The sequence below is a fragment of the Microvirga sp. VF16 genome (genome assembly GCF_016864375.1).
GTDB lineage: Bacteria > Pseudomonadota > Alphaproteobacteria > Rhizobiales > Beijerinckiaceae > Microvirga.
This window is the reverse complement of record NZ_CP069355.1, coordinates 364,594-387,452: the sequence shown is the minus strand read 5'-3', so window position 1 is coordinate 387,452 and position 22,859 is coordinate 364,594. Positions and strand designations below refer to the sequence as shown.

The following is a 22,859-nucleotide window of genomic DNA, read 5'->3' as shown; positions in this document are numbered from 1 at the left end:
TCTCTTGGACCTCTTGACAGGTGGGCTGAGGACACTCACCCACTGATCCATGTAACACTGTCGTCGCCAGCCGCTTTCTTGCCTACCCGCGCGGAAACCAAGATATCATCCGGATTGATGCGCGGAACGACAACCAAGAAAGCTCTTGCATCTCTGTCGTGGCGCGACAATCATGACCCCATCGCGACAGCTCATCACCATCCTGATCGCCGCACTCCTCCCATCCCGATTGGCTCGCCATACTCAACCGCCCGTGCCGAAACAGGACACCACGACTTTAGTCAATGATGCGTCTCCGCTGGCGCCGTTCCGGCATCGCATTTTCCTGTCCGCCTGGATGACGAGCCTCGTCTCCAGCTTTGGCGGGCTGATCCAGTCGGTCGGCGCGGCCTGGCTGATGATGGCGCTTGGCGCATCCGCCGATCTCGTGGCTCTGGTCCAGGCCTCGACCACGCTCCCGATCATGCTGTTCTCACTGGCGGCCGGAGCCATCGCCGACAACTTCGACCGGCGCAGACAGGTGCTCGCCGCGCAGGTCTTCCTGCTCACTGTCGCGGTCGCTCTCACCTTGTGCACCTATTTTGGCTTGATGACGCCCGGGCTTCTGCTCGCCTTCACCTTTCTGGTCGGCTGCGGAGCTGCCTTCGAGGGTCCGGCCTGGCAGGCGCTGGTCGGCGAGATGGTACCGCGAACGGACCTTCCCGCTGCGATCGCCCTCAACAGCATGGGCTTCAATCTCGCCCGCAGCGTCGGACCGGCGATCGGCGGTCTGATCGTGGCAACCATCGGCGCCTTTGCCGTCAATGCCCTCAGCTCGGTCGGGCTGATCGCGGTGCTTGCGCGCTGGCGGCCTGCACGTCCGCCCAGAGTTCTTCCGCCCGAAAGCCTCGGCAGCGCCATGGCCGCAGGCATCCGCTATGTGGCGATGTCGCCGAAGCTCGGGGTCGTGCTGCTGCGTGGGGCCGTCTTCGGCCTTGCCGCCATTGCCGTTCAGGCGCTGATGCCGCTCGTGGCTCGCGATCTGGTCGGCGGCGGTCCTTTCACCTATGGCCTGCTGTTCGGCGCGTTCGGCGCCGGGGCGGTTGGCGGCGCCTTTCTTAGCACCCGGCTGAGGCAGGCCCTGTCGCTGGAGGTGCTTGTGCGCCTGACATTCATCAGCTTCGCCATCTGCGCGGCGGTGGCAGGGATGAGCTCTCTCCTGCCCCTGACCACGGCCGGGATGGCGATTGGAGGGGCCAGCTGGGTCCTGGCACTTGCGAGCTTCAATGCGACCGTCCAGCTGTCGTCACCGCGCTGGGTCGTCGGTCGGGCTCTTGCGCTCTATCAGATGGCGACCTTCGGCGGGATGGCCTTTGGCAGCTGGATCTGGGGCGAGGCGGCAGAGCGGTATGGCACAGGCGAGGCTCTTCTGATCGCGGCTGCCGTGCTGGTCGCCGGAGCCGCGCTCGGCCTGCGCTTTGCCTTGCCGGAGATGAAGCCCCTAAACCTTGATCCCCTCAACCGCTGGACCGAGCCCGCCGTCGCGGTCGATATTCGCCCCCGCAGCGGCCCGATCGTGATCACCATCGAATACGTTATCAGCGAGCCGGATGTGGTGGCGTTCCTTGCAGTTATGGCGGAACGTAGGCGGATCCGGCGCCGCGACGGGGCGCGCCACTGGACCCTGCTGCGCGACCTGGAGAACCCTGAGCTGTGGATCGAGCGTTATCATACTCCCACTTGGCTGGAGTATGTCCGGCACAACCAGCGCATGACCCATGCTGACGCGGCCGTCAGTGACAGGCTCCGGGCGCTCCACCAGGGGCCGGATTGGCCCCGCGTGCATCGCATGATCGAGCGTCAGACGGTTGTGCCGCAAGTCCGAAATATGGGCGGGAACGTGGCTGATGCTCTGTGAAGCGCTCATGCAGCGAGCAGATCAACCTGCTGTGCGAGGGGTCGGCGTATTGCGCCTGTCCTTCGCATCATGCGGATTACCTCAATCCCGCCCAGGAGAGCCCGAGCGCTGGTCAGAGACTGGAAGCCAAGCATCAGTCCTAGCGGCGCGGCCATGCCGCTTGAGCGCCTTGCATAAGAACCGCTTGGCGGCAGCCAGATTGCTGCCGCTCGCTGAGCCAGAGCTCAACAGTGTCGTCATTGCTGTCAATGGCGCGGTACAGATACGTCCACGGAGCGCGGATCTTGATGTTTCGTCGACGTGCCACCTGCCGCTGTGAGGGTTCACTTGCGTGAATTGAACCGCTCCAGCAAGTCAGGCGAGTAGCGCACAATCCATCGATGAATGGTCGCGTGATCGACGGAGATGCCGCATTCCCTCTCATCTCCTCCAGGTTCCGCAGGCTCAGATTATAAGCCAAGTACCACCGGACGCAGAGCAGGATCACCGAGCGGTCAATGTAGTGGCCCTCGAAAATCATCCCCCGGCACGCGGGAGGCCCGTACAGAACTGAGTTCTGAACGGTTTGCAGCAGATCCGAAGATGCCAGCATCCTTGCAGAACTCGTCAGCCTAGAATTGTTCAAATGCAAGCTAGATTATAGTACTTCCAATAGTATCCCTGATTAGAGAGTTTATAATCTGCGTTACTTGTTGACTATTCTGTGCTCCGTAGTATTCGAATGCCCGATCAACAGGAGCTTGCAATGGGCGTGTCAGTGGATGGGCAGAAAGCTGCGATTGGGCGCGCCAGATTTCGGGCAAATTTCACCGCAATGGCTCTTGCCGCCGCAGCGATTACCGTCCTGACGTCCGCCAAGTCGCTGGCAGAGCCCATCGTCTTCAAGGACATGACCGGCCGTCAAGTTCATCTCGACAAGCCCGCTGACCGCGTCTCGTCCCTCGTGATTCCTCTCGCCTCCACGGTCATCGCCATCGAGGGCAACCCATCGAAGCTGTCGGGCATGAACCTGTCCGCCAAGAAGGCAATCGAGGAGGGTATCCTCGGGCGTATCTTCCCTGACGCGAAAACCATCCCATCAGATATCGCGGGTGCGAACTTCGTCCCCAATGTCGAGGCGCTGGCGGCAACCCGACCCGATCTCGTCATCCAGTGGGGCGATCTTGGCAACGACGTGGTTCAACCCATCGTCAATGCAGGGATGAACGCTATGCTGGTTCTCTATGGGACCGAGGAGAAGGGGCGCGAATTCCTGCAGAAGACTGCGACCGCGCTCGGCCGTCCCGACCGCATTGCGCCACTGGTGGCATGGCGGCAGGACGTCCAGAAGGACATTGAGTCGAGGCTCGCCGCGGTTCCGATCGAGAAGCGCCCAAGCGTGCTGTATCTCGCCCGCGTCCTCTCGGGCCTTCAGGCCGCGGGCGAAGGGCCAGCCGATTACACCGCCTTCACTATCTCCCTCGCGGGCGGACGGCATGCCGCAAAAGGCCTCACGTCGACGAAGCCCGTCGATCGCGAGCAGGTGGCAGCATGGGACCCGGAGGTCATCCTGCTGACGAGCTTCGAGCCACAATTGTCCGTCGATGACATCTACAAGGACCCGATCCTTTCGCTGACGAAGGCTGCCCGGAACAAGCGAGTCTACAAGCTGCCGCTTGGCGGCTATCGCTGGGACCCACCGAACCAGGAGTCGCCGCTGACCTGGATGTGGCTCGCGAACCTCCTGCACCCAGATGTTTTCAAGTACGATCTGCGGTCCGAAATGGCTCGAGCCTACAAGTCCCTCTACAACTACGACCTGACCGATGCCGATACGGATGAGATCCTGCGCATCGGCATGCAGGCAGGATCGACCAACTACGCCCAGTTCAGGGCCCGCTGAACCTTGGCCCACTCTGCTGCCATGACGGCACCTGCCGCGTCCCGGCGAGACCACGGGCGGGTCCGCATCGCCTTCACGGGTCTCGTTGGCTTGGTTGTAGTCTCCGCTCTGTTCGGGCTTTGTGCCGGGCGATTCCACGTGCCGCCAGCACGAGCATTCGAGATCCTGTGGTGGGGTCTCACCCAACCGGCAGCAACAGTCGACGCTCTCGACGAGCGAATCGTGCTGCTGGTGCGCCTGCCACGCATCATCCTCGCGATGGCCGCAGGCGCCGGGCTCGCGGTGGCGGGCGCTGCGTTGCAGAGCGTGTTTCGCAATCCGCTCGTCTCGGCGCAGGTGCTGGGAATTTCGCCGGGCGCTGCCTTCGGTGGCACCCTCGCGATCGCGCTCGGCTGGTGGGGGCTCGCGCTCCTGTCGATGTCGTTTGCGTTCGGCCTCGCTGCCCTCGCGGTGGTGGGTCTTCTGGCGCGGATCGACGGTCGCACCGAAATCGTCACCGTTATTCTCGCCGGCCTTGTCGTCGGCGCCCTGTTCGGTGCCCTCGTGTCGGTGATCCAACTCATGGCCGATCCCAACGGCTCGCTGCCAGCCATCGTCTACTGGCTGATGGGCTCCTTCGGGACAGCCACGTGGGAAAGGTTGGGGCTCGCGGCGCCAGGCCTCGCGCTCGCCACCTTGATGCTGATTGCCATGCGGTTTCGCCTTAACATCCTTTCCCTTGACGAGGCGGAGGCACGCAGCCTCGGGGCGAAGCCTGATCGGGAGCGCTGGATCGTGTTCCTGCTGGTGACGGTCCTCGTCGGCAGTCAGGTCGCGGTGAGCGGCGTCGTCGGCTGGGTCGGCCTCGTCATTCCGCACACCGCACGCTTTATCGTCGGCTCGGACAACCGGCGCCTGCTGCCCGCTTGCGCACTTTTCGGTGCGGCCTTCCTCGGCCTAGCTGACACGTTGGCCCGCACGGTCACGACCACTGAGATCCCGATCGGTATTCTCACCGCTCTCGTCGGTGCGCCCGCCTTCGCAACCCTGTTGCGACAGCATTATAAAGAGCGTCACAAATGATCTCGCTCACCCATGCATTTGTTAAGTTCGGCACGCGCGACGTGTTGAGGGACGTAAGCTTCTCGGTCGTGCAGGGGCGCACGCTCGCCATCCTCGGACCCAACGGGCGCGGCAAGACTACTGCCTTGCGGGCTCTCCTCGGTCAGCAACGCCTGAGCGGCGGCAGCGTCACGGCGCCCGAGATCGTCGGTTATGTGCCCCAAACGATCAACCTGGCGCATCCCTATCGTGCCATCGACGTGGTCGTGATGGGCAGCGCCGCACATCGCGGATGGCTGAGCCAGCCGGGCCGGGGTGATCGCGACAAGGCCGCTGCTGCCATGCGGCGCACAGGGGTTTCGCATCTCGTGGATTCCAGCTTCGACCGGTTATCGGGAGGCGAAAAGCAGATGGTGCTGCTGGCGCGTGCGCTCGCGACCGGATCGCGGGCCCTCATTCTCGACGAACCGACGGCAGCGCTCGATCTTCGCAACCAGATTAACCTTCTTTCCCTCCTCACTGAATTGCGCCGCGAAGAAGGACACGCGATTATCTTCACGACCCATGATCCAAACCATGCGCTGTCCATCGCCGACGAGGCGGTTCTGATGATGCCGGACGGGAAGACGTTGACGGGTCCGGTCGACACGGTCATCCTGCCCGAAACTCTCGAGGCGCTCTACGATGTCTCGATGCGGGTCGGCTCACTTGCGGGCGACGAAACCTCGCGCCGCATTGTTGTCCCCAAATTTATGCCCGAACTGCAACGGCTCCCCTCATGAGACCACCGCTTCTCATCCGCTCCCACTTCGGAGAGCCGCCTAAACGCGTGCGCGAGCTGATCGCCGAAGGGCGCGTGATTACGCGTAACGAGTGGGAGGTCGAACCGGGTCATATCCGCGAAGCCTCGGGCGTTCTCACTACGATGCATCTCGACCAGATCCGAGCACTGGGGTGGCGCGACGCGTTCGAGGTGCTCCTCAATGCGGGCGGGCGCGTCGGCATCAACGGACATGTGGCGCGTCCCTTCATTGTGGGCCTTGAGTCTTATGTGCCGCTTCCCCATCAATCGCTCGCTGACCTACGCTTCGACGTCCTCGCTCCTCATTCGATTTTTGCGGGCATTGACCGGCTGGAGTGGCGCACATCAAAGGGTGTCGCCGGGTTCTACGGACGCGGGCACAACCCGATGCCGGAGGGCGGTATCGCGCTGACCGGCATCGGACCCGGGCACAGACCAATCGACTGGGTCTGGCATCGGTCCGGAGGCGGTGTGGTGTTTTCGCACGCGGGCAATGACCTCTGGGGAATGTCGGAGAGCGAGGGTAAGGGCGCCAAGGTCGTTGACAATCTGATCGCCTGGGCGGCGGGAGAGCTTGAACCGTGAAAATGACACTTATCGCCCTGCACCCGGGAGCCGCCTATCTCTGCGAAACGCTGGAAGGGCCGCGCTATGCGTCCCTGTTCGATTCTCTGGTTCGGCCGGAAGAGCTCGACAACGGTGTTCTTGACAGGACGAAGGCCCTACTCATCCCGTCGCGCACGAACCCTGAGCGCCTGCGTCCCTCTGTCGAGCGGCTGATCCGCTTCCTTCGCAACGGCGGCATCGTTGTCGCGATGGGGGAGACCTTTCAGGGCACCTGGATACCCGGTGTCACGATGCATCCGCTGGAGACGAACTTCTGGTGGTGGCTTGAGCCCGGCGCTGATCTCGGCATGGCTGTGGCGAATAACGGTCATCCGCTCATGCTTGGATGCGGTAAGCGTGAGGTTACATGGCACGTGCATGGCTGGTACGAGACACCGGCTGGAAGCGATGTGCTCATCGCCGATGCAGAAGGGCGCGCCCATATGTATGCCGACAGGATATCGTTTGGCGGACACCTAGTTATCACCAGCCTCGATCCCTGCTATCATCACGGCTCGCATTTCATGCCCGCAACAACGCGGTTTCTCGACCGATTTCTTCCTAACCTTCGTGATTGGGCGGAGGTCATGTGAGCGAATCTTCCCTCATCACGGTGCTCGAATCCGGAGTTGCGATATCCTTCAGCTTCAACGACTTGCTGAAGTATCACGGTCCGCATTATCCGGGCGGCGTCGCTCATGCCCTCAAGGTGATGGAACTCGCGTTCCCCCTTCTCGACGGCGGTAAGTTGATCGAGCGGCGGGAAATCCGCATTACCACCCCGTTCCCGGGTCCGGGCGCCCGCGATGCTTTCGAGATGGTGACGCGAGCCGTGACAGACGGCCGCTTTACGGTCGACCCGATGCTTTCGCAGACCCATCGGGGCGATGTTCTCAAGGGATATTACTTCAGCCTGTCGTATCGTGATCGCGCCATCGCGGTGCTGATCAAACCCGGGCATGTGCGTGAAGACTTCATAGCCCTCGGCCAAAAGGCGGACCGGACGCCTGATGAGGAGGCCCATCTGGTTCTCCTCAAAAACGAAATGACCCAACGGCTTCTCGCACTACCTGCATCCGAGATTTATGAGGTCGCAGATTGATCGCGTCGCCGAGATCGGGGGAAGGCGCGTTGGCTCTGCCATGTCTGGATGGCGCCCGTTTGGCAATGTGATTGTTGTTGACGTTTGGGCCTAGCGGGGCGGGTGCAGTCATGTCTCCGGCCTTTGAACGCGGTGCTACATGACCGCGGGCCCTGATGTTTTACGCTGGAGCTGGTCCCTCTCACATTATCGCGCTCGACTGACGCAAGACGACACCACGGGTTTTCCAGTTCCGGCGGTCCATGTCCGCTGGTGGCTTCACATCATCTCATCGTCACCGTGCCAACTGGGTTGCCCCAAGGGGCGAATGGTTTTGAGCTGGTCGTCTATGAGGCCGCCGGCGCGGCAGCTCCAGTGTCCCGGGCTCGTAAGCCGTGCTCCTGGCCATGACCGCCCAGGCGATCCGGGCCATCTTGTTGGCCAAGGCGACGGCCACCACCTTGAACGGTTTCTCGGCCAGGAGGCCCCGGGCCCGGTCAGCCAGGGCCGTCCTGGTCTTCCCCGACTTCATGCTGTAGAGCGCCGCGTGTGCGCCGACGACGAGCAGCTTGCGCAGGTGCCGATTGCCCATCTTGGAGATGGAGCCGAGCCTCGCCTTGCCGCCGGTTGAATGCTGCCGGGGCACGAGGCCGAGAGAGGCTGCAAACTCCCGACTGCCCTGGAACAGCCTGGCGTCTGGAACACTGGCCGAGAGGCAGGAAGCCACAATCGGGCCGATGCCCGGAATGCCAGCGAGCCTCGTGCTGACTGGATCGCTGCGATGGGCCGCCAGAATGGCTTTGTCTAGCCTGGCAATCTGCGTCTCGATCCCGAGCAGCATCGTAGCCAAAGGCTGAAGCGCAGTTCGAGCTGCCGCGGGGAAGTCTGGATTGGCCTCCCCGTAGAGGAAAGCAGTCAGCTGGCGCGTGTTGCGAGCCCCTTGCGCCACCACGATGCCCAACTCGGCGAAGTGACCGCGCAGGGCATTGATCAGGGCCGTCCGCTGCCCAATCAAAAGATCACGGGCGCCGTGCACCATGAGGGTGCTCTGCTGCTGTGGACTTTTGACCGGGACGAGGCGCATCGACGGCCGTGTGACGGCCTCACAAATCGCCGCCGCGTCTGCGGCATCGTTCTTCTGCCGGCGCAGATAGGGTTTGACATTGGCGGGCTGGATCAGACGGACGTCATGCCCGAAGCCCACGAGCGTGCGGGCCCAGTGATGAGCGGTCGCGCAGGCCTCCATCCCGATCAGGCGAGGCGGCAGCCTGCTGAAGAACCCCTGGACTTGGCTGCGACGCAGCGCCTTGCGCAGGACGATCTTTCCACCCCTGTCCACCGCGTGCAGCTGGAAGACGTTCTTTGTGATATCAAGGCCGATCGTGGCAATCTCAGGCATGGAAGTGATCCTCTCCGGTTCTTGGACTTGCTCATTTTGGCACGTCCGACGCTGGTGGAGGGCGCCATCCACGACATCACGTTAATTGAGTATAATCATTGAGACGCCCGACCACGCCAGCTTTTGCATAGCCCAAGTGGCTGGCTTCCTTCCGCACGGAAGTTCCCTTGACGAGTATCGGCAGTATTCCCCGTTAACGTGTCATCACCGGTCAAGCCTACTGGCGTAGCTGTCTTTCCAAGATCACCGAATCCGAGGCGCTGGAAGCTGAAAGTAACTGTCTGTCTGAGATTGCAATTTTCGCCATCCGCTCTAGCCAGGAAATGAACACTCGACCGGCGACTGCATTCCGGCTCGCCGGATTGACCGCCGCCCAATAGGTGGGGCCAGGCACGCGATGCGCAGGGGTGAGATCGCACAACAAGTCCTTGTGCAATAGTTCTTCGACTACAAGCATGGGTGCCACTATGGCACCTTGTCCTGCAAGAGCGGCCTCAAGCGCGATGTAGAAATGCGGGAACCTCAATATGCCGTGGGCTGGCGTGACGTCCGCATGGCGCAGCCAAGACGGCAACTCCCCGGGCCTGGTTTCCGCCTCGACATAGACCAGGTTGGCGAGCGCTTTCGGATCAGAGGCATCCAGGTCTTCGACAACGGATGGCGCGGCCACGAGCGCGAGCTGCTCGCTCAGCAAGGTTACGGGTTCGAACTGCGCCGGACAACGGCCGCCGCGGCGGATGGTGACATCGAACGGCATTGTCAGCCAGTCCTCCGGCGTGTGCGTTTGCCGGATCTGGATCTTCGTCGACGGCGTGCTGCTGTTGAAATCCGGCAGCCGCGGCAACAGCCAGCGCATGGCGAATGTTGCCGGCGCGATGACCTTGAGTTCGGTCTCCTGCCGGCTGCGCGAAACATGATCGATGGCGGCGGCTATGAGCGCCCAAGCCATGCCCGCAGCCTCGGAAATCCGCCGCGCCGCCGGTGTCGGGTTCATCTGGCGCCGATTGGGCTCGAACATCGGCTGGCCGATCCAGTCCTCGATCTGGCGGATCTGCTTGCTGACGGCGCTATGGGTCACGCAAAGCTCTTCGGCCGCCGCCGTCACGCTTCCGGTCCTGACCACCGCCTCGAGCGCTATGATCGCCTTCGGCGGCGGCAATCGAGACATAAGTTCTGTTCCTCTGGCTCACACTGAGTGTGGCTTATATTCACTTTTATTCTTCTCATCAATGCGTATTATTGCCATATACTGATCTATAAAGAATAAATACTTTAAATTTATAGATCATACTGCATGCATATGACATGAATATTACAAGGGGAGACGATGCATCATCCGCAAGGCACCGGTCAGAGCTCGAGGCATCAACCGGTTTTGGTGAACGGCCGGCACTATCAATGGCCACGACAGCCGACCGTGGTCGTCTGCTTCGACGGCTGCGATCCGGAGTATGTGGCCGATGGGCTCATTCGGGGCGTCTCACCGCGCCTCACCGCCATGGTCCGCACAGGCTTCTACGCCAATGCGCATTCTGCAATGCCAAGCTTCACCAATCCGAACAACGTCTCGATTATCTGCGGCGCTCCGCCAAAGGTGCACGGCATCTCCGGAAACTACTGGTACGATCGCGACACCAAGACCGAGGTCATGATGACGGATGCGGGGCCACTGAGCGCCCCGACGATCCTGGCCCGGCTCTCTCAGGCAGGAGTGAAGGTCGCAGCCGTCACAGCCAAAGACAAGCTGCGCAAGGCGCTGGCCGTCGGACTTGCCGGAGATGGATGCGAGGGGATCGCCTTCTCCGCCGAGAAGGCCAAGTACTGCACACTTGCCGAGCACGGGATTCTGGGCGATGAGGCGCAGGGCGGGGCCCCTGTGCCGGATCAATATTCGCCCGAGCTGTCGCTCTTCGTGCTCGATGCCGGGATCCGCCTCCTGAAGGCAGGCCGGGCCGAACTGCTATATCTGTCCCTGTCGGACTTCGTGCAGCATGCCCATGCGCCCGGAGCGCCCGAATCCGACGCCTTCATGCAGGCGGTCGATGCCCGCATTGGGGCGCTGCTCGATGCCGGTGCCCTCGTCGGGATCGTGGCCGATCACGGGATGACTGATCTCTCGCTCGCCGACGGCACGCCGAGCATTCTCTACCTCGGCGATCTTCTGGATGAACGCTTCGGCGAGGGACAACTCAAGGTCATCTGCCCGATTACCGATCCCTTCGTGCGCCATCACGGGGCGCTTGGCGGCTTCGTGCGCATTCATGCTCTCGGCGATGTGGATCATGACGAGGTGCGCGAGTTCCTGAGCGGCATTCCTGGCATTCAGCATGCGCTCCTGCGTGAGGAGGCTTGCCGCCGCTTCGACTTACCGATGGAGCGCGAGGGTGACGTCACCGTCATCGCCAACAAAGGTGTCGCGCTCGGTACCAAAAAGGGAGCGCATGCGCTCGGCGAGCTAGCCGGCACGCGGTTGCGCTCGCATGGGAGCCTCGCCGAACGGGATGTTCCCTTCATTGTCTCGCATCCCCTTAAGGCCGACTATCGCCAGACAGCGCGCCATCACCAACTCTACAACTACGACATCTTTGACTTCGTGCTGAACGGCACGCGGGGAGAGGCGTGATGAGTGCCGCGGTCCAGGGCAGCCGGCGGCGCGTTGTCGTCCTCATTCTCGACGGTCTGCGCCGTGATTTCATCCGGCCCGACCTGACGCCGAACCTCGTGGCGCTAAAAGCGCGCGCCACCTGGTGCAACAGCCACCGCTCGGTTTTTCCCTCTGTGACGCGGGTCGTCTCCTCGTGCATGGCGACGGGCTGTCTGCCTGCCCGTCATGGCCTTGCTGGAAACATGGTCGCGTTGCTGAACGGCGACGATCTCGATCTGTATGATGTTGGCAAGCCCGAATTCCTTGAGCATAAACAGCGGCTCACTGGCCATGTGCTGGCAAAGCCGACGCTGGCTGAGAGGCTTGCCGAGCACGGCGGCGTGATCGTGTTCAACAACGTCTCGCCGGGGGCCGCGTACATGCACGACCCGCTCGGCCATGGACACGTCTATCACCGTGCCGGCTCCTATGGCCCTGGCCGCACTCCCATCGATGGGCAGGACGCGCTGAAGGTCGGCAGCGATATCGCTGGCGACCGCGTCACCATCGACCGTTTCGTTGACGAGATCGTGCATGCCAGAAAGCCTGCCCTCGCACTCGCTTGGCTCGGCCATCCAGACACATCCCAGCATGAATGCCCGCTCGGCTCGCCCGAACACCTCAAAGCCTTGAACATCGTCGATGGCCATGCCGGCCAAGTGATCGCGGCGGTCGACGATGCGCGTGCCGCGGGCGAAGACATCCTTCTGATCGTCGGTTCTGACCATGGCCACCAAACAGTGACCGGCATTGTCGATATCGCGGCCGAGTTGGTCGCGGCCGGACTCAAAGCATCGCCGGAATCTGCCGATGTGGTCGTCGCTCCGAATGGCACTGCCGCGTTGATCTATGTCGACCGCCGCCATGCTGAGCGGGCGGAGGCCATTCGTGCCTTTCTCGAGGCACAGACCTGGGTCGGCGAGGTCATCCGGCGGTCGGATTTCGCCATCCATGGCATTCCGGAAGCCGATGGGCTCACCCTGGCCATCGCGATGGCGGCCGACGACGATGGAACCAACGAATTCGGCATACCGGGGCTTAGCCTTGCCGTGAAGCCGGTCGAGGGCAAGGCGGATCGCTTGGGCTGTGGCCAGCACGGGGGGCTCGGCCGCTATGAGCAATCCCCCTTCCTGATCCTTGACGGCGCCGGCTTTGCGCCGGGCCGCATCATCGCTGACGTGACCTCAGCGATCGATATCGCCCCAACCGTTCTGACCCATCTCGGGCAACCGGCCGACGCGCTCGACGGCCGCCCGCTGCAATCGAAATTCTGAGCATTCGCAAGGAGCAACTTATGACCTACCGCATCACTTCGACTGCCAGCCGCCGGGCACTGCTGGCGGGTGCCGCCAGCCTTGTCATCGGGATCGCGGTTGCGTCTCCTGGCATGGCGACTGAATCGACCCGCAAAGGCGTGCTGAAATATGCCACTCTCGGCCTCGATACCTCTGATCCGCACCGCCATACCGGCAGCATCGCGGTCCAGCAGGCTTATGTGGAGGCTCTGACCTCGATTGCCGCCAACGGTGCCGTGGAGCCGTTCCTGGCCGAGAGCTTCGATGTTTCGCCGGATGGTCTCGTCTATACCTTCAAACTCCGGCCGAACGTCAAGTTCCACAATGACGACGTGATGACCGCGGCCGACGTGGCGGCCAACTTCGAGCGGGTGAAGTCGAAGGTGAAAGGCGGATGGCTCGTCACCGCGATGAAGCTTGTCACCGCAATCGAAACGCCCGACGACCGGACGGTCGTCGTCAGGTTGAGCGCGCCGTATTCCCCCTTCCTGAACCTCCTCTCCGAACTCTGGATCCTGTCGCCGAAATCGGAGGGCTGGGACGAGACGATCAAGACCCCGCTTGGCACCGGACCGTTCACTTTCGGAACCTGGCAACCGAAGGTGAAGCTCACGGCGCCTGCGTTCGCGGACTATTGGAAAAGCGGGCAGCCAAAGGTCAAGCAGGTCGAATTCAACCTCCGGGACGACAGTGACAAGAGTCTTGCCCTTCGCGCCGGTGATCTGCACATCATCTCTGTCGAACGCGATGAGGTTGAGACGCTGAAGGGGGCCGGCGCCGCTGAAATCACGGTCCTCAAGGACACGACGTGGTACTCCATCGCCTTCAACAACAGAAAGCCTCGCAAGCCTTTCGATGATATCCGGGTGCGTCAGGCTCTGGCTCTCGCGGTCGACAAGGCGGCCTTCATGAAATTCGTGGGGGGCGACAAGGGCGTCGTCACCAATCAAATCGTCGCGCCGGGCAATGTCTATTTCGACCAGGCCTTTCACGATGCCGATGGGTTCAAGAAGGCCGATCTCGACACAGCGAAAAGGCTTCTCGCCGAGGCCGGCGTGAACCCTGTCGAGCACACCATCGAGTTCGTGTCCTGGCAGGATGCCTATGCCCAGGTCGTTGTCCAGATGGTCCGCAAGCTTGGTTTCAAGGTGAATCACGTCGCGCTTGATGACATCGGCGCTCAGAAGCGGCTGGGTCAATACGACTGGGATATGAACGCGATGGGCTCCGGGCCCCGATCCGATATCTTCCTGCGCTTTGTGCGGCTGATGAGCGACGGCCCCAACCCGACGCTCTGGGGCGGCATTCAGGACTCTGAACTCGACAACCTCATCGAGGCAGGGGTGCAGGAACCCGACGCCGCAAAGCGCAAGGCCAAGTATCTCGAAGCCATGAAGCGCATCGAGGCGAAGGGCTATTTCTACGTCCTCGGTCACGCGCCGAGCCTGATCGCGGTTCGCAGGGGCGTCTCGGGCTACGAGCCGGGCTTTACCTGGGCCTCTCATTGGGCGAGTGGCGGCATCGCCCAGACGTCCGTTTCTCCCTGAGGTGCCGGATCGTGGCTTTCCTCACTACCATGACGGGCATGGCCGTGCGGCGGTATCACCGCCGCTGGCCAGTAGGCCTCATCCTGGCGATATTCGTCGTCGCGCTGATCGCGGCGGGGGCCGTTGCAGCCCCCTGGCTGACGGAGAATTCTCCGCTCGACCAGGACCTCCTCGCGATCAACCAGGCGCCCAGCGCGGTTTTCCTGCTCGGAACCGACCATCTCGGGCGCGACATCTATGCGAGGCTGCTCTATGGGGCCCGCTCAACGATTGGCATCTCGCTCGTCGGCGCCGCCCTCGCTTTTGCGATCGGTGCCGGACTCGGACTCCTTGCTCTCTCGCTTGGCCGCTGGGCCGAGGCGACGCTTTATGCCGGGATCGACCTCATCCGCGCTCTCCCGGGGACTCTCCTGGCCTTGCTCCTGATCGTTGGCCTCGGCAGCGGCACGGTCCCTCTCATGGTTGCGCTCGGCATTTCATTCGCGCCGCTCGTTGCCTATGTGGCGCGCGCCGCCTATCACCGCGAAGCCTCGCGCGACTATGTGCAAGCCGCCTCCAGCTTCGGCGGTGGACCGCTGCACATCCTGTGGCGGCACATCCTGCCCAACATTGCGGGCGCATTGGTGACGCAACTCGCGATCATCCTGCCGCGCTGCATCGTGACGGAGTCGGTGCTGAGTTTCCTCGGCGTTGGATCTTCGCCCGACGCGCCGACCTGGGGTCGCATGATCGCTGACTCGACCAAGTTCATCGAACGTGCTCCCCATGTCATTGTGCCGGTCTTCGCCCTCGTGCTTCTGACACTCAGCCTCTCTGTTATCGGCAGTCATCTTCGCCGGTGGCTCGATCCATTGCGGACTGAGTCACGCGAGCCGGAGAAGACGACCGAGGTCGATCCGCAACTCAAAATGCTGCCGCAGGTGGTGCCGTGAGGCGTGTTCTTTCCATCCTCTGGCCCATTCTGGGGGGCCTCGTCCAGGCGGCCTGCATCGTGGCGCTCACCTTCTTCCTGTGTCGCGTCATGCCGGGCGATGTTGTCGATGTTCTGGGACTCGAGGGCGGTCTCCCGGACGAACAGCAGGTCGAAATGCGCCGTCAGCTCGGCCTCGATCAGCCGTTGATCGTGCAGTTCGTCACATGGGTCGGCAACGCATTCGCCGGTGACTTCGGTCATTCTCTGCGCTTCGACCAGCCTGTGGCCGACATGCTGGCGACGGCCCTGCCGGAGACACTGAAGCTCGCTGGTTTGAGCTTCGCATTCGGGATGGGCCTCGCGCTGCTGCTCGCCGTCGCAGCGACGGCGTTCAGGTCACGCCTGCTCGATGGCATCATCGACACGGTCAATATTTGGTCGATCGCGGTACCAACCTTCTGCGCCGGTTTCGCCGGTATCCTGGTTTTTTCGATCTGGCTCGGCTGGTTGCCGGTGATCGGCAGTCTGCTCCTGCCCGTGTTCATCATCGGCCTCGACAACGCCGGGCAGATCGTAAAATCCCTCCGCGAAGAGCTGAAGGAGGCCGTCATGCTGCCGCATGTGCGCACCGCCCGCGCCAAGGGCCTGTCGCGCTGGCGCATCGCCGCCGCGCATGTGCTGCCGGCGGCGGTCCCGATCATGCTGGCGCTGTCAGGCCTCGTCCTTGGCGGTCTCGTCGCCGGCTCGCTCACCATGGAGGTGCTGTTCGGGCTGCCGGGGATCGGCAGCCTCACGCTCAACGCAATTCACGGCCGCGATTATCCGGTCATCCTGGCGGCCGTGACGGTGATCGCCCTCGTCCTCGTTTTGATCAACATCGTGATCGATATCCTGCACCGCCTGATCGATCCAAGGCGCTCCTGATGACTTCCCTTCTTGACGTCCAAAACCTCGAGATCCTGTTCGGCTCACGCAGGATCGTCGATGGCTTGTCCTTTTCTCTCGCGCCCGGTGCGACTGTGGCGCTGATCGGCGAATCCGGTTCCGGCAAGTCGATAACGGCGGCCGCGATCCTCGGTCTGCTGCCGCCCGGCATGACGATCGGGCAGACCTCCAAGATCGTGCTCAAGGGTGAGCGGATCAGTCCGTTTGACGAAGCGACCATGGCCCCTCACCGGGGCCGCACGATGAGCATCGTGTTTCAGGATCCGATGAGCTGTCTCAACCCCTTCATGACGGTCGGCGCTCAGATTGACGAGTCGCTGCGCCGCATTGGTATGCGGGGTACCACCGCACGCCGCGCCCGGATTTTCGAACTGATGCGCCTCGTCGAGCTTCCTGAACCTCCCAGACTTGCGGCCCGCTACCCGCACCAACTCTCGGGTGGGCAGCAGCAGCGTATTATGATCGCGATGGCACTCGCGGCAGAGCCGGAGCTGCTGATCGCTGACGAGCCGACGAGCGCGCTCGATGCGACCGTCCAGGCTGAGATCCTGGCTCTCTTGAAACGCCTACAGGCTAAGCTCGGCAATGCGATGATATTCATCACGCACGATCTCGCGGCAGCAGCCAACCTCGCAGAGCGTATCATCGTGATGCAGAGGGGCCGGGCCGTGGAGCAGGGGTCTGTGGCCCGCATCCTGCGCTCTCCGACGGACGCCTATACCCGCACCCTCGTCTCCACCCGCACCATGTTGACGACGCAACCGCCCGAGCCGCCGCATGGATCACAGACGGTGCTGGCTATCGAGAACGTCGTCTATGACTACTCGGTCAAAAGCCTCTTCGCACGGCCTTTCCGGGCCCTGCATGGCGTCTCGACCAAGATCAAGGCGGGCGAGACCCTCGGGGTTCTTGGCGAGTCGGGCTCCGGGAAGTCGACCCTCGCCAAGCTGGTGGTCGGTCTCGCTGCGCCCATGTCGGGCGAGATCACGCTTTTCGGCGAACTGCTTTCCCGCAATTGCTTCCGACTGACGCGCGAGCAGCGTCGTCGCTGCCAGATCGTTTTCCAGAACCCTTTCGGCGCCCTCAATCCTCGCCTCACGATTGAGCAGGCAATGCGCGAGCCTCTGGACCTGCTCGGGCTTTCACGGGCGGACGACCGCGCCCGACTTGAAGCGGTGCTCCATGATGTAAAGCTTGGGCCCGAGCATCTCGGCCGCTACCCACATCAACTCTCGGGCGGCCAGCGTCAGCGCGTCTGCATCGCTCGCGCTCTCCTGTCCGAGCCCGACCTCCTGATTTGCGACGAAATCGTCTCGGCGCTTGACGCGACCGTGCAGATGCAGGTGTTGAGGATGCTAAAGGACCTACAGGCGAAGCGTGGCTTCGCCATGCTGTTCATCGGCCACGATATCGAAATCGTGCGCTGGGTTTCCGACCGCATCGCAGTCATGCGAGGCGGCAGGATCGTCGAGCAGGGCCCGGCCTCCCAGATCGTCGAAGCCCCACGCGAAAACTACACCCGCGCCTTCATGGCTGCGATGCCGCGTCCTTTCGCGGCGGGACTGTCGCGGTGAGGCCGCCTCACGGCGCACAACGCTGGCTTTGAGGTCGCGCTAGAATGTCCGTAAATGGCAGATTGTGTTGATTCAGTCGGCCAGATTGGGCGCGGTTCGGCCCGCCAGGCGGCAATTGCCTCAGAGCGGGAGAGCCCTGCGAAAGTCCTCCAGGTCAAGACGCGCCCCCTGCTCAGGCGAAGCGAGAGCCGGGCCGCATGGGAGCCATCTGCGCCCCTCGACCTCACGCCTTCTCTCGCTTGGCCACAACCCTGCCTTCATGTGGCGTGTCATTGAGGTGTGGCAGTTCCAGCGATGATGCAGAGTGCAATAGGCACGAACAACTCATCTCAGCCTCGTCTGCGCTGGAGTGCTGCAAGCACCGCTCTTTCCGACTTGAGGAGATAGGCTTCCAGCTGCGAACCCGCGGCCGGAACGTCGCCTTTCTCAAGCGCGTCGACAAGAGAGGCATTCAGGGCGGTATAGGGCTCGTGGAGATGAGCTGTGTCTTCCAGCTGCCCGAAGACGAGCCGGAGTTCGGCGAGTATCAGGTCAAAGCAGGCGCTGAGCCGAGGGCTGTCACAGAGCTCCACCATGGCGCGGTGGAATTCCATGTTGATCGTTCCGACCTGCCGCCAATCGCCGTCAGCGCCCACCTCGCGCCCCTGCTCGGCCAGCTGGCGCATTCGGGTTAGAGCCGGATGCCCCCAAGTGGCGGCTTGAACAGCGCCCTTCTGAATCACCGAACGCACGCGATAGATGTCGATGACCGCGGCTTCGTCCGGTGCCGCAACAAAGACCCCACGATTGGGAATGTACTGCAACAGCCTTTGGCTTGTGAGTAGGCGGAAGACCTCCCGGAGCGTATTGCGCGAGATGCCGAACCCGGCGGCAACCTGCTGCTCCGAGAGCTTCTGGCCGGGCGCGAACTCGCCCGCGATCACCAGCTCGCGCATGCGAGCGGCCACCATCTCGGCGAGCGATTGGTCATCTGCCGCTATGGTTCTGTCATCTGCCATCATGCCTGCAAGCTCAGCTTTATTGGGTCTACATTCTTATTGTTGAACAATCTATATCATGTTATTCAACAAAATACGTCCTCGTCGAGACAGGCTATGACATGACACCCATCGACCTCAATAGCGATCTCGGCGAAAGTTTCGGCCCGTGGCCGATGGGTGACGATGTGTCGATGCTCGCGATCGTCACCAGTGCCAACATCGCCTGCGGCTTCCATGCCGGTGACCCGGCAGGGATCCTGTCTGTGCTCAAGGACGCCGCGCACCGGGGCGTCTCGGTCGGCGCGCATGTCGGCTATCGCGATCTTGTCGGCTTCGGCCGCCGCAACATGGAGCCGACCAGCGCGGAGCTGGTAGCGGATACGATCTATCAGATCGGGGCGCTCCGAGGCCTCGCGAGAGCGGCCGGGACAAGGGTGCGTTACGTCAAGCCGCATGGCGCGCTCTACAACACGATGGCGCACGACGCCCGCCAGGCGGCCGATGTGATCGAAGGCATCAGGGCCATCGACCCTTCACTTGTGCTGATGGCGCTCGCTGGCGCGCCGATCGTCATCCAGGCTCGCGCGGCGGGACTTACGGTCGTCTGCGAGGCTTTTGCCGATCGCGCCTACAACGCTGACGGCAGCCTCGTCAGCCGGCGCTTGCCGGGCTCTGTTATCCACGACCCGCAGGCAATCGCCGAGCGGATGCTGCGCCTGGTCGCGGAGGGCTGCATCACCGCCATCGATGGCACGGACATCGCGCTCGAGGCCCAATCGATCTGCGTTCACGGCGACACGCCGTCGGCTGTCGCTGTCGCCCGCACGCTGCGCGACACACTGATCAGCCAGGGCATCGAGCTCAAGGCCTTTACCAATGGCTGAGCGCCTGCGCTTCCTGCCCGCTGGCTCCGACGCCTTCCTGGTCGAGCTCGAGGATCTCGCCACGACACTGACCCTGCTCGACAGCCTGCTCGCCGCCCGGCCGGCGGGCGTCATCGACCTGGTGCCGGCCGCCCGCACGCTGATGGTCCGCTTCGATCCGCTGCTGACGGGCTATGAGCATCTCGTTGAGGTTATCGCCAAGATCGACCTGTCGGTCCACAGCTCACGCCAGGGAGAAACCTTCGAGATCCCTGTCGTCTATGACGGCGAGGACCTCAGCGATGTCGCCGAGATCCTCGGCTGGACGGTGGAGGACCTGATCCGCCGCCATACGGAGGCGACCTATACCGTTGCCTTCACGGGCTTTGCGCCGGGCTTCGCCTACATGACCTGCGACGATCCGGCCTTCGACGTGCCGCGCCGCAAGAGCCCGCGCGTGCGCATTCCAGCCGGCTCGGTGGCGCTCGCTGGCCCATTCGGCGGCATCTATCCCTCCGACAGCCCCGGCGGCTGGCAGCTTCTCGGCCACACACCGCTTACCATGTGGGACACCAGCCGCCCCCGCGCGGCCCTCCTGGCTCCCGGTGATCGCGTCCGCTTCCGCGAGATGGCGAAGGGAGCCATTGTCTCCGTTTCGGCAAGCCCGGAGGAGACGACGAAAGCCGTCACTCCCGCCGCAGGCCTTCTGGTCACCCGGGCCGACCGCCCGGCACTCTACCAGGATCTCGGGCGCCCCGGTCGGGCTGACCAGGGCATCTCGGAATCCGGCGCGGTTGATCGCGCAAGCCTCATTGAGGCGAACCTCTGCGTTGGCAATCCACGCGAAGCGGCAGCCCTTGAGATCACCTTCGGCGGCTTTGCGCTGAAGGCTGACCGGCCGGTTACGCTAGCGGTCACAGGTGCGCCCGCACCCCTTACGATCCTCACGGCAGACGGCCGAATTGTCCCGGCTCCTCTCGGTCGGCCTTTCGCGCTCGACACAGGGGACGAGTTGACGCTCGGCTTCCCACCGGACGGCATGCGCAGCTATCTGGCCCTGCGCGGCAGTTTTGCCGTCGACCCCGTCCTTGGCTCAGCGGCCACCGACACCCTGGCAAAGGTCGGCCCGCCGGCAATCACGACGGGTGACATCCTGGTACCGGCAAACGAACCGGCTGCCGCTGTCGATCCTCTCCGGCCTGTGCTCAAGACCATGCCAAGGGCAGGCGGCACCGTGACACTTGATGTGGTGCTTGGGCCTCGTACGGACTGGTTCACTGAAAAGGGCGTCGCCACCCTGCTTTCCCAGGACTGGCAGGTGACGGCGGAGTCGAGCCGGGTTGGCATGCGCCTTTCTGGTACTGAGCCGCTGGAGCGACGCGATACGGCGGAGCTGCCGTCCGAGGGCGCTGTGCTTGGGTCCATCCAGGTGCCGCACAGCGGGCAGCCGGTGCTCTTCCTTGCCGACCATCCCCTGACCGGCGGCTATCCGGTGATCGCGGTTGTCGCGCGCCACCACCTCGACCTCGCCGGCCAGATCCCGATCGGCGCGACCATCCGCTTCAACGCCACCGCTGCCTTCGACCCGCTCGTCAGAGAAACCGACCGATGAAAAAGCTGCTCATCGCCAATCGCGGCGAAATCGCCATTCGCATTGCCCGTGCCGCACGCGACTATGGCGTCGTCTCTGTGGCGATCTATTCCGATGCCGATGCCCACTCGCTCCACGCCGAGCTGGCCGACGAAGCCTATGGCCTCGGCCCCGGCCGGCCGGCGGACACCTATCTGAACATTCCAAAGATCCTCGACATCGCCCGTCGCGCCGGCGCGGACGCCGTTCATCCCGGCTATGGCTTCCTGTCCGAGCGCGCGGAGTTCGCGCAGGCGGTCATTGACGCCGGCCTCGTCTGGGTCGGGCCAGCGCCGGCGGTGATCACGGCTCTCGGCGACAAGGTCGAGGCCCGCCGGATTGCGGCCCAGGTCGGCGCGCCGCTCGTCAAGGGATCCGACGGGCCGCTCGCCTCGGCAGTGGAAGCCGTTGCCTTTGCCAAGGAGGCGGGTCTGCCGCTCGCCATCAAGGCTGCTTTCGGCGGCGGCGGACGTGGCATGAAGGTGGCCCGCAAGCTGGAGGAGGTCGGCGAGCTCTTCGAGTCTGCCGTGCGGGAGGCCACCGAGGCCTTCGGCCGCGGTGAGTGCTACGCCGAACAGTTCCTCGACAAGCCGCGCCATATCGAGGCGCAGGTCATCGCCGACCGCCACGGCCACACCGTGGTGCTGGGCACACGCGACTGCTCGCTGCAGCGGCGCAACCAGAAGCTCGTCGAGGAGGCGCCCGCTCCCTTCATCTCGGAGGACCAGCGCGCCCGCATCCATGAGGCCGCCCGCGCCATTTGTGCGAAAGCCGGCTACACCGGCGCCGGCACCGTGGAGTTCCTGCTGTCGCAGAACGGCGTGATCTCGTTCCTTGAGGTCAACACGCGCCTGCAGGTTGAGCATCCGGTGACGGAGGAAACGACTGGTGTCGACATCGTGATCGAGCAGCTGCGCATTGCCGACGGCCTGCCGCTGTCGGTGACGCAGACGCCTGTCCCGCGTGGCCATGCCTTCGAATTCCGCATCAATGCCGAGGATCCCGGCCGTGGCTTCCTGCCGACGCCGGGACTGATCACCCGGTTCCGCGCACCGTCCGGTCCGGGCGTGCGGCTCGATGCCGGCGTGGAGACCGGCTCGGAGATCCCGGGCCTCTACGACTCGATGATGGCGAAGCTGATCGTCACCGGCGCGACGCGAGAGGAGGCGCTGATCCGCGCCCGCCGGGCCCTGGCCGAATTCCGGATCGAGGGCGTCGCCTCGGTGCTGCCGTTCCACCGTGCCGTGCTGGCGGAGCGCGACTTCACCGGCGAGGACGGCTTTGGTGTCTACACCAACTGGATCGAGACGGCCTTCCGCGGCCTCGAGCCGGCGCCGCGGGTGGATTCGGTCGAGGGGGGATTCCTGCGCACCTTCATCGAGATCGACGGCAAGCGTCATGCGCTCGGCCTGCCGGCCGCGCTGTTCTCCGGTGTGTCCGCACCGCAGCCCGCTTCGGCTGCAAGCCCACCGGCCAGCGAGGGTGCGGTGACGGCCCCGATCCCCGGGACGCTCCAGCAATGGCTGGTCGAGGATGGAGCAACTGTGGCCGAGGGAGAAAGCGTGGCGCTGATCGAGGCCATGAAGATGGAAACGCGCGTCCTCGCGCCAAAGGCTGGCTGCATTCACATCAAGGCGAAACCCGGCGACGCGGTCGGCCTCGGAGTGGAACTGGCGGTGATCGATTGAGGCGGCGGATGAGAGAGCCGGCCGGACAGTCCCGACAACAAACGCTGCCGCTGGCGGCAGAACGAAATGGAG

General features: G+C 63.4%; 19 protein-coding genes and 1 pseudogene. 16 read left to right on the top strand and 4 right to left on the bottom strand.

Annotated elements, in window-relative coordinates:
- Nucleotides 1–337: 337 nt before the first annotated feature.
- Nucleotides 338–1,897, top strand: a complete 1,560-nt coding sequence (locus tag JO965_RS27300) for an MFS transporter (RefSeq protein WP_246777089.1) — start codon at nt 338–340, stop codon at nt 1,895–1,897.
- 5 nt (nt 1,898–1,902) lie between these two features.
- On the opposite strand, the pseudogene JO965_RS27295 reads toward JO965_RS27300, so the two are convergent.
- Nucleotides 1,903–2,414: pseudogene (locus JO965_RS27295) on the bottom strand (IS6 family transposase).
- 228 nt (nt 2,415–2,642) lie between these two features.
- Here JO965_RS27295 and JO965_RS27290 point away from each other — a divergent pair.
- Genes JO965_RS27290 through JO965_RS27265 form a run of 6 tightly spaced genes read left to right on the top strand, consistent with a single transcriptional unit; the run spans nt 2,643 to nt 7,330 of the window.
- Nucleotides 2,643–3,779, top strand: a complete 1,137-nt coding sequence (locus JO965_RS27290; RefSeq protein WP_246777020.1) for an ABC transporter substrate-binding protein — start codon at nt 2,643–2,645, stop codon at nt 3,777–3,779.
- Between the two features lie 3 nt (nt 3,780–3,782).
- Entirely contained in the window at nt 3,783–4,841 is a 1,059-nt protein-coding gene (locus tag JO965_RS27285; protein WP_371826936.1) for a FecCD family ABC transporter permease, read from the top strand.
- The gene (locus JO965_RS27280) at nt 4,838–5,602 is read left to right on the top strand and encodes an ABC transporter ATP-binding protein (protein ID WP_203445219.1); all 765 of its coding nucleotides are present in this window, start codon (nt 4,838–4,840) and stop codon (nt 5,600–5,602) included. Before JO965_RS27285 ends, JO965_RS27280 begins: the two co-directional genes overlap by 4 nt.
- The gene (locus JO965_RS27275) at nt 5,599–6,207 is read left to right on the top strand and encodes a hypothetical protein (protein WP_203445218.1); all 609 of its coding nucleotides are present in this window, start codon (nt 5,599–5,601) and stop codon (nt 6,205–6,207) included. Before JO965_RS27280 ends, JO965_RS27275 begins: the two co-directional genes overlap by 4 nt.
- Nucleotides 6,208–6,209: 2 nt before the next feature.
- Nucleotides 6,210–6,821 carry a hypothetical protein gene (locus tag JO965_RS27270; RefSeq protein WP_203445505.1) on the top strand — a complete coding sequence of 204 codons (612 nt, stop codon included), beginning with the start codon at nt 6,210–6,212 and terminating at the stop codon, nt 6,819–6,821.
- Nucleotides 6,818–7,330, top strand: coding sequence for a hypothetical protein (locus JO965_RS27265; protein ID WP_203445217.1), 513 nt, complete (start codon nt 6,818–6,820; stop codon nt 7,328–7,330). The genes JO965_RS27270 and JO965_RS27265 overlap by 4 nt, the downstream gene beginning before the upstream one ends.
- A gap of 274 nt (nt 7,331–7,604) precedes the next feature.
- On the opposite strand, the gene JO965_RS27260 is transcribed toward JO965_RS27265, so the two are convergent.
- Together JO965_RS27260 and JO965_RS27255 are read right to left on the bottom strand one after the other, a co-directional pair.
- Nucleotides 7,605–8,708, bottom strand: coding sequence for an IS110 family transposase (locus JO965_RS27260; RefSeq protein ID WP_246777019.1), 1,104 nt, complete (start codon nt 8,706–8,708; stop codon nt 7,605–7,607).
- Between the two features lie 217 nt (nt 8,709–8,925).
- On the bottom strand, nt 8,926–9,813 hold the full coding sequence (locus JO965_RS27255; protein ID WP_203445216.1) for a LysR substrate-binding domain-containing protein: 888 nt from the start codon (nt 9,811–9,813) through the stop codon (nt 8,926–8,928).
- A 222-nt stretch (nt 9,814–10,035) separates the two neighbouring features.
- Here JO965_RS27255 and phnA point away from each other — a divergent pair, with 222 nt between their 5' ends.
- From phnA to JO965_RS27225, 6 genes are read left to right on the top strand one after another with little or no spacing between them, the layout of a single operon-like run.
- A complete protein-coding gene (gene phnA, locus JO965_RS27250) occupies nt 10,036–11,331 on the top strand; it encodes a phosphonoacetate hydrolase (RefSeq protein ID WP_203445215.1) in 1,296 nt (431 codons plus the stop codon).
- The gene (locus tag JO965_RS27245; RefSeq protein WP_203445214.1) at nt 11,331–12,626 is read left to right on the top strand and encodes an alkaline phosphatase family protein; all 1,296 of its coding nucleotides are present in this window, start codon (nt 11,331–11,333) and stop codon (nt 12,624–12,626) included. The genes phnA and JO965_RS27245 overlap by 1 nt, the downstream gene beginning before the upstream one ends.
- A gap of 20 nt (nt 12,627–12,646) precedes the next feature.
- Nucleotides 12,647–14,194 carry an ABC transporter substrate-binding protein gene (locus JO965_RS27240; RefSeq protein WP_203445213.1) on the top strand — a complete coding sequence of 516 codons (1,548 nt, stop codon included), beginning with the start codon at nt 12,647–12,649 and terminating at the stop codon, nt 14,192–14,194.
- An 11-nt stretch (nt 14,195–14,205) separates the two neighbouring features.
- On the top strand, nt 14,206–15,126 hold the full coding sequence (locus tag JO965_RS27235) for an ABC transporter permease (RefSeq protein ID WP_246777018.1): 921 nt from the start codon (nt 14,206–14,208) through the stop codon (nt 15,124–15,126).
- Complete coding sequence (locus tag JO965_RS27230; protein ID WP_246777017.1) at nt 15,123–16,031, top strand: ABC transporter permease; 909 nt, start codon at nt 15,123–15,125, stop codon at nt 16,029–16,031. Before JO965_RS27235 ends, JO965_RS27230 begins: the two co-directional genes overlap by 4 nt.
- On the top strand, nt 16,031–17,626 hold the full coding sequence (locus tag JO965_RS27225) for an ABC transporter ATP-binding protein (RefSeq protein WP_246777016.1): 1,596 nt from the start codon (nt 16,031–16,033) through the stop codon (nt 17,624–17,626). Before JO965_RS27230 ends, JO965_RS27225 begins: the two co-directional genes overlap by 1 nt.
- A gap of 329 nt (nt 17,627–17,955) precedes the next feature.
- Here JO965_RS27225 and JO965_RS27220 read toward each other — a convergent pair whose 3' ends face one another.
- The gene (locus tag JO965_RS27220; protein WP_203445501.1) at nt 17,956–18,624 is read right to left on the bottom strand and encodes a GntR family transcriptional regulator; all 669 of its coding nucleotides are present in this window, start codon (nt 18,622–18,624) and stop codon (nt 17,956–17,958) included.
- A 101-nt stretch (nt 18,625–18,725) separates the two neighbouring features.
- Here JO965_RS27220 and JO965_RS27215 point away from each other — a divergent pair, with 101 nt between their 5' ends.
- From JO965_RS27215 to JO965_RS27205, 3 genes are read left to right on the top strand one after another with little or no spacing between them, the layout of a single operon-like run.
- Nucleotides 18,726–19,490: a LamB/YcsF family protein gene (locus tag JO965_RS27215; protein ID WP_203445212.1), complete on the top strand. Its 765-nt coding sequence runs from the start codon at nt 18,726–18,728 to the stop codon at nt 19,488–19,490.
- A complete protein-coding gene (locus JO965_RS27210) occupies nt 19,483–21,081 on the top strand; it encodes an urea amidolyase family protein (RefSeq protein ID WP_203445211.1) in 1,599 nt (532 codons plus the stop codon). Before JO965_RS27215 ends, JO965_RS27210 begins: the two co-directional genes overlap by 8 nt.
- A complete protein-coding gene (locus tag JO965_RS27205; protein ID WP_203445210.1) occupies nt 21,078–22,787 on the top strand; it encodes a biotin carboxylase N-terminal domain-containing protein in 1,710 nt (569 codons plus the stop codon). Before JO965_RS27210 ends, JO965_RS27205 begins: the two co-directional genes overlap by 4 nt.
- Nucleotides 22,788–22,859: the final 72 nt, after the last annotated feature.

Excerpts from the sequence above, each read along its gene's own strand:
- JO965_RS27300 (WP_246777089.1), top strand. The coding sequence starts at position 338 with ATGACGAGCCTCGTCTCCAGCTTTGGCGGGCTGATCCAGTCGGTCGGC.
- JO965_RS27290 (WP_246777020.1), top strand. The coding sequence starts at position 2,643 with ATGGGCGTGTCAGTGGATGGGCAGAAAGCTGCGATTGGGCGCGCCAGA.
- JO965_RS27280 (WP_203445219.1), top strand. The coding sequence starts at position 4,838 with ATGATCTCGCTCACCCATGCATTTGTTAAGTTCGGCACGCGCGACGTG.
- JO965_RS27275 (WP_203445218.1), top strand. The coding sequence starts at position 5,599 with ATGAGACCACCGCTTCTCATCCGCTCCCACTTCGGAGAGCCGCCTAAA.
- JO965_RS27270 (WP_203445505.1), top strand. The coding sequence starts at position 6,210 with ATGACACTTATCGCCCTGCACCCGGGAGCCGCCTATCTCTGCGAAACG.
- JO965_RS27260 (WP_246777019.1), bottom strand. The coding sequence starts at position 8,708 with ATGCCTGAGATTGCCACGATCGGCCTTGATATCACAAAGAACGTCTTC.
- phnA (WP_203445215.1), top strand. The coding sequence starts at position 10,036 with ATGCATCATCCGCAAGGCACCGGTCAGAGCTCGAGGCATCAACCGGTT.
- JO965_RS27245 (WP_203445214.1), top strand. The coding sequence starts at position 11,331 with ATGAGTGCCGCGGTCCAGGGCAGCCGGCGGCGCGTTGTCGTCCTCATT.
- JO965_RS27240 (WP_203445213.1), top strand. The coding sequence starts at position 12,647 with ATGACCTACCGCATCACTTCGACTGCCAGCCGCCGGGCACTGCTGGCG.
- JO965_RS27225 (WP_246777016.1), top strand. The coding sequence starts at position 16,031 with ATGACTTCCCTTCTTGACGTCCAAAACCTCGAGATCCTGTTCGGCTCA.
- JO965_RS27220 (WP_203445501.1), bottom strand. The coding sequence starts at position 18,624 with ATGGCAGATGACAGAACCATAGCGGCAGATGACCAATCGCTCGCCGAG.
- JO965_RS27215 (WP_203445212.1), top strand. The coding sequence starts at position 18,726 with ATGACACCCATCGACCTCAATAGCGATCTCGGCGAAAGTTTCGGCCCG.
- JO965_RS27210 (WP_203445211.1), top strand. The coding sequence starts at position 19,483 with ATGGCTGAGCGCCTGCGCTTCCTGCCCGCTGGCTCCGACGCCTTCCTG.
- JO965_RS27205 (WP_203445210.1), top strand. The coding sequence starts at position 21,078 with ATGAAAAAGCTGCTCATCGCCAATCGCGGCGAAATCGCCATTCGCATT.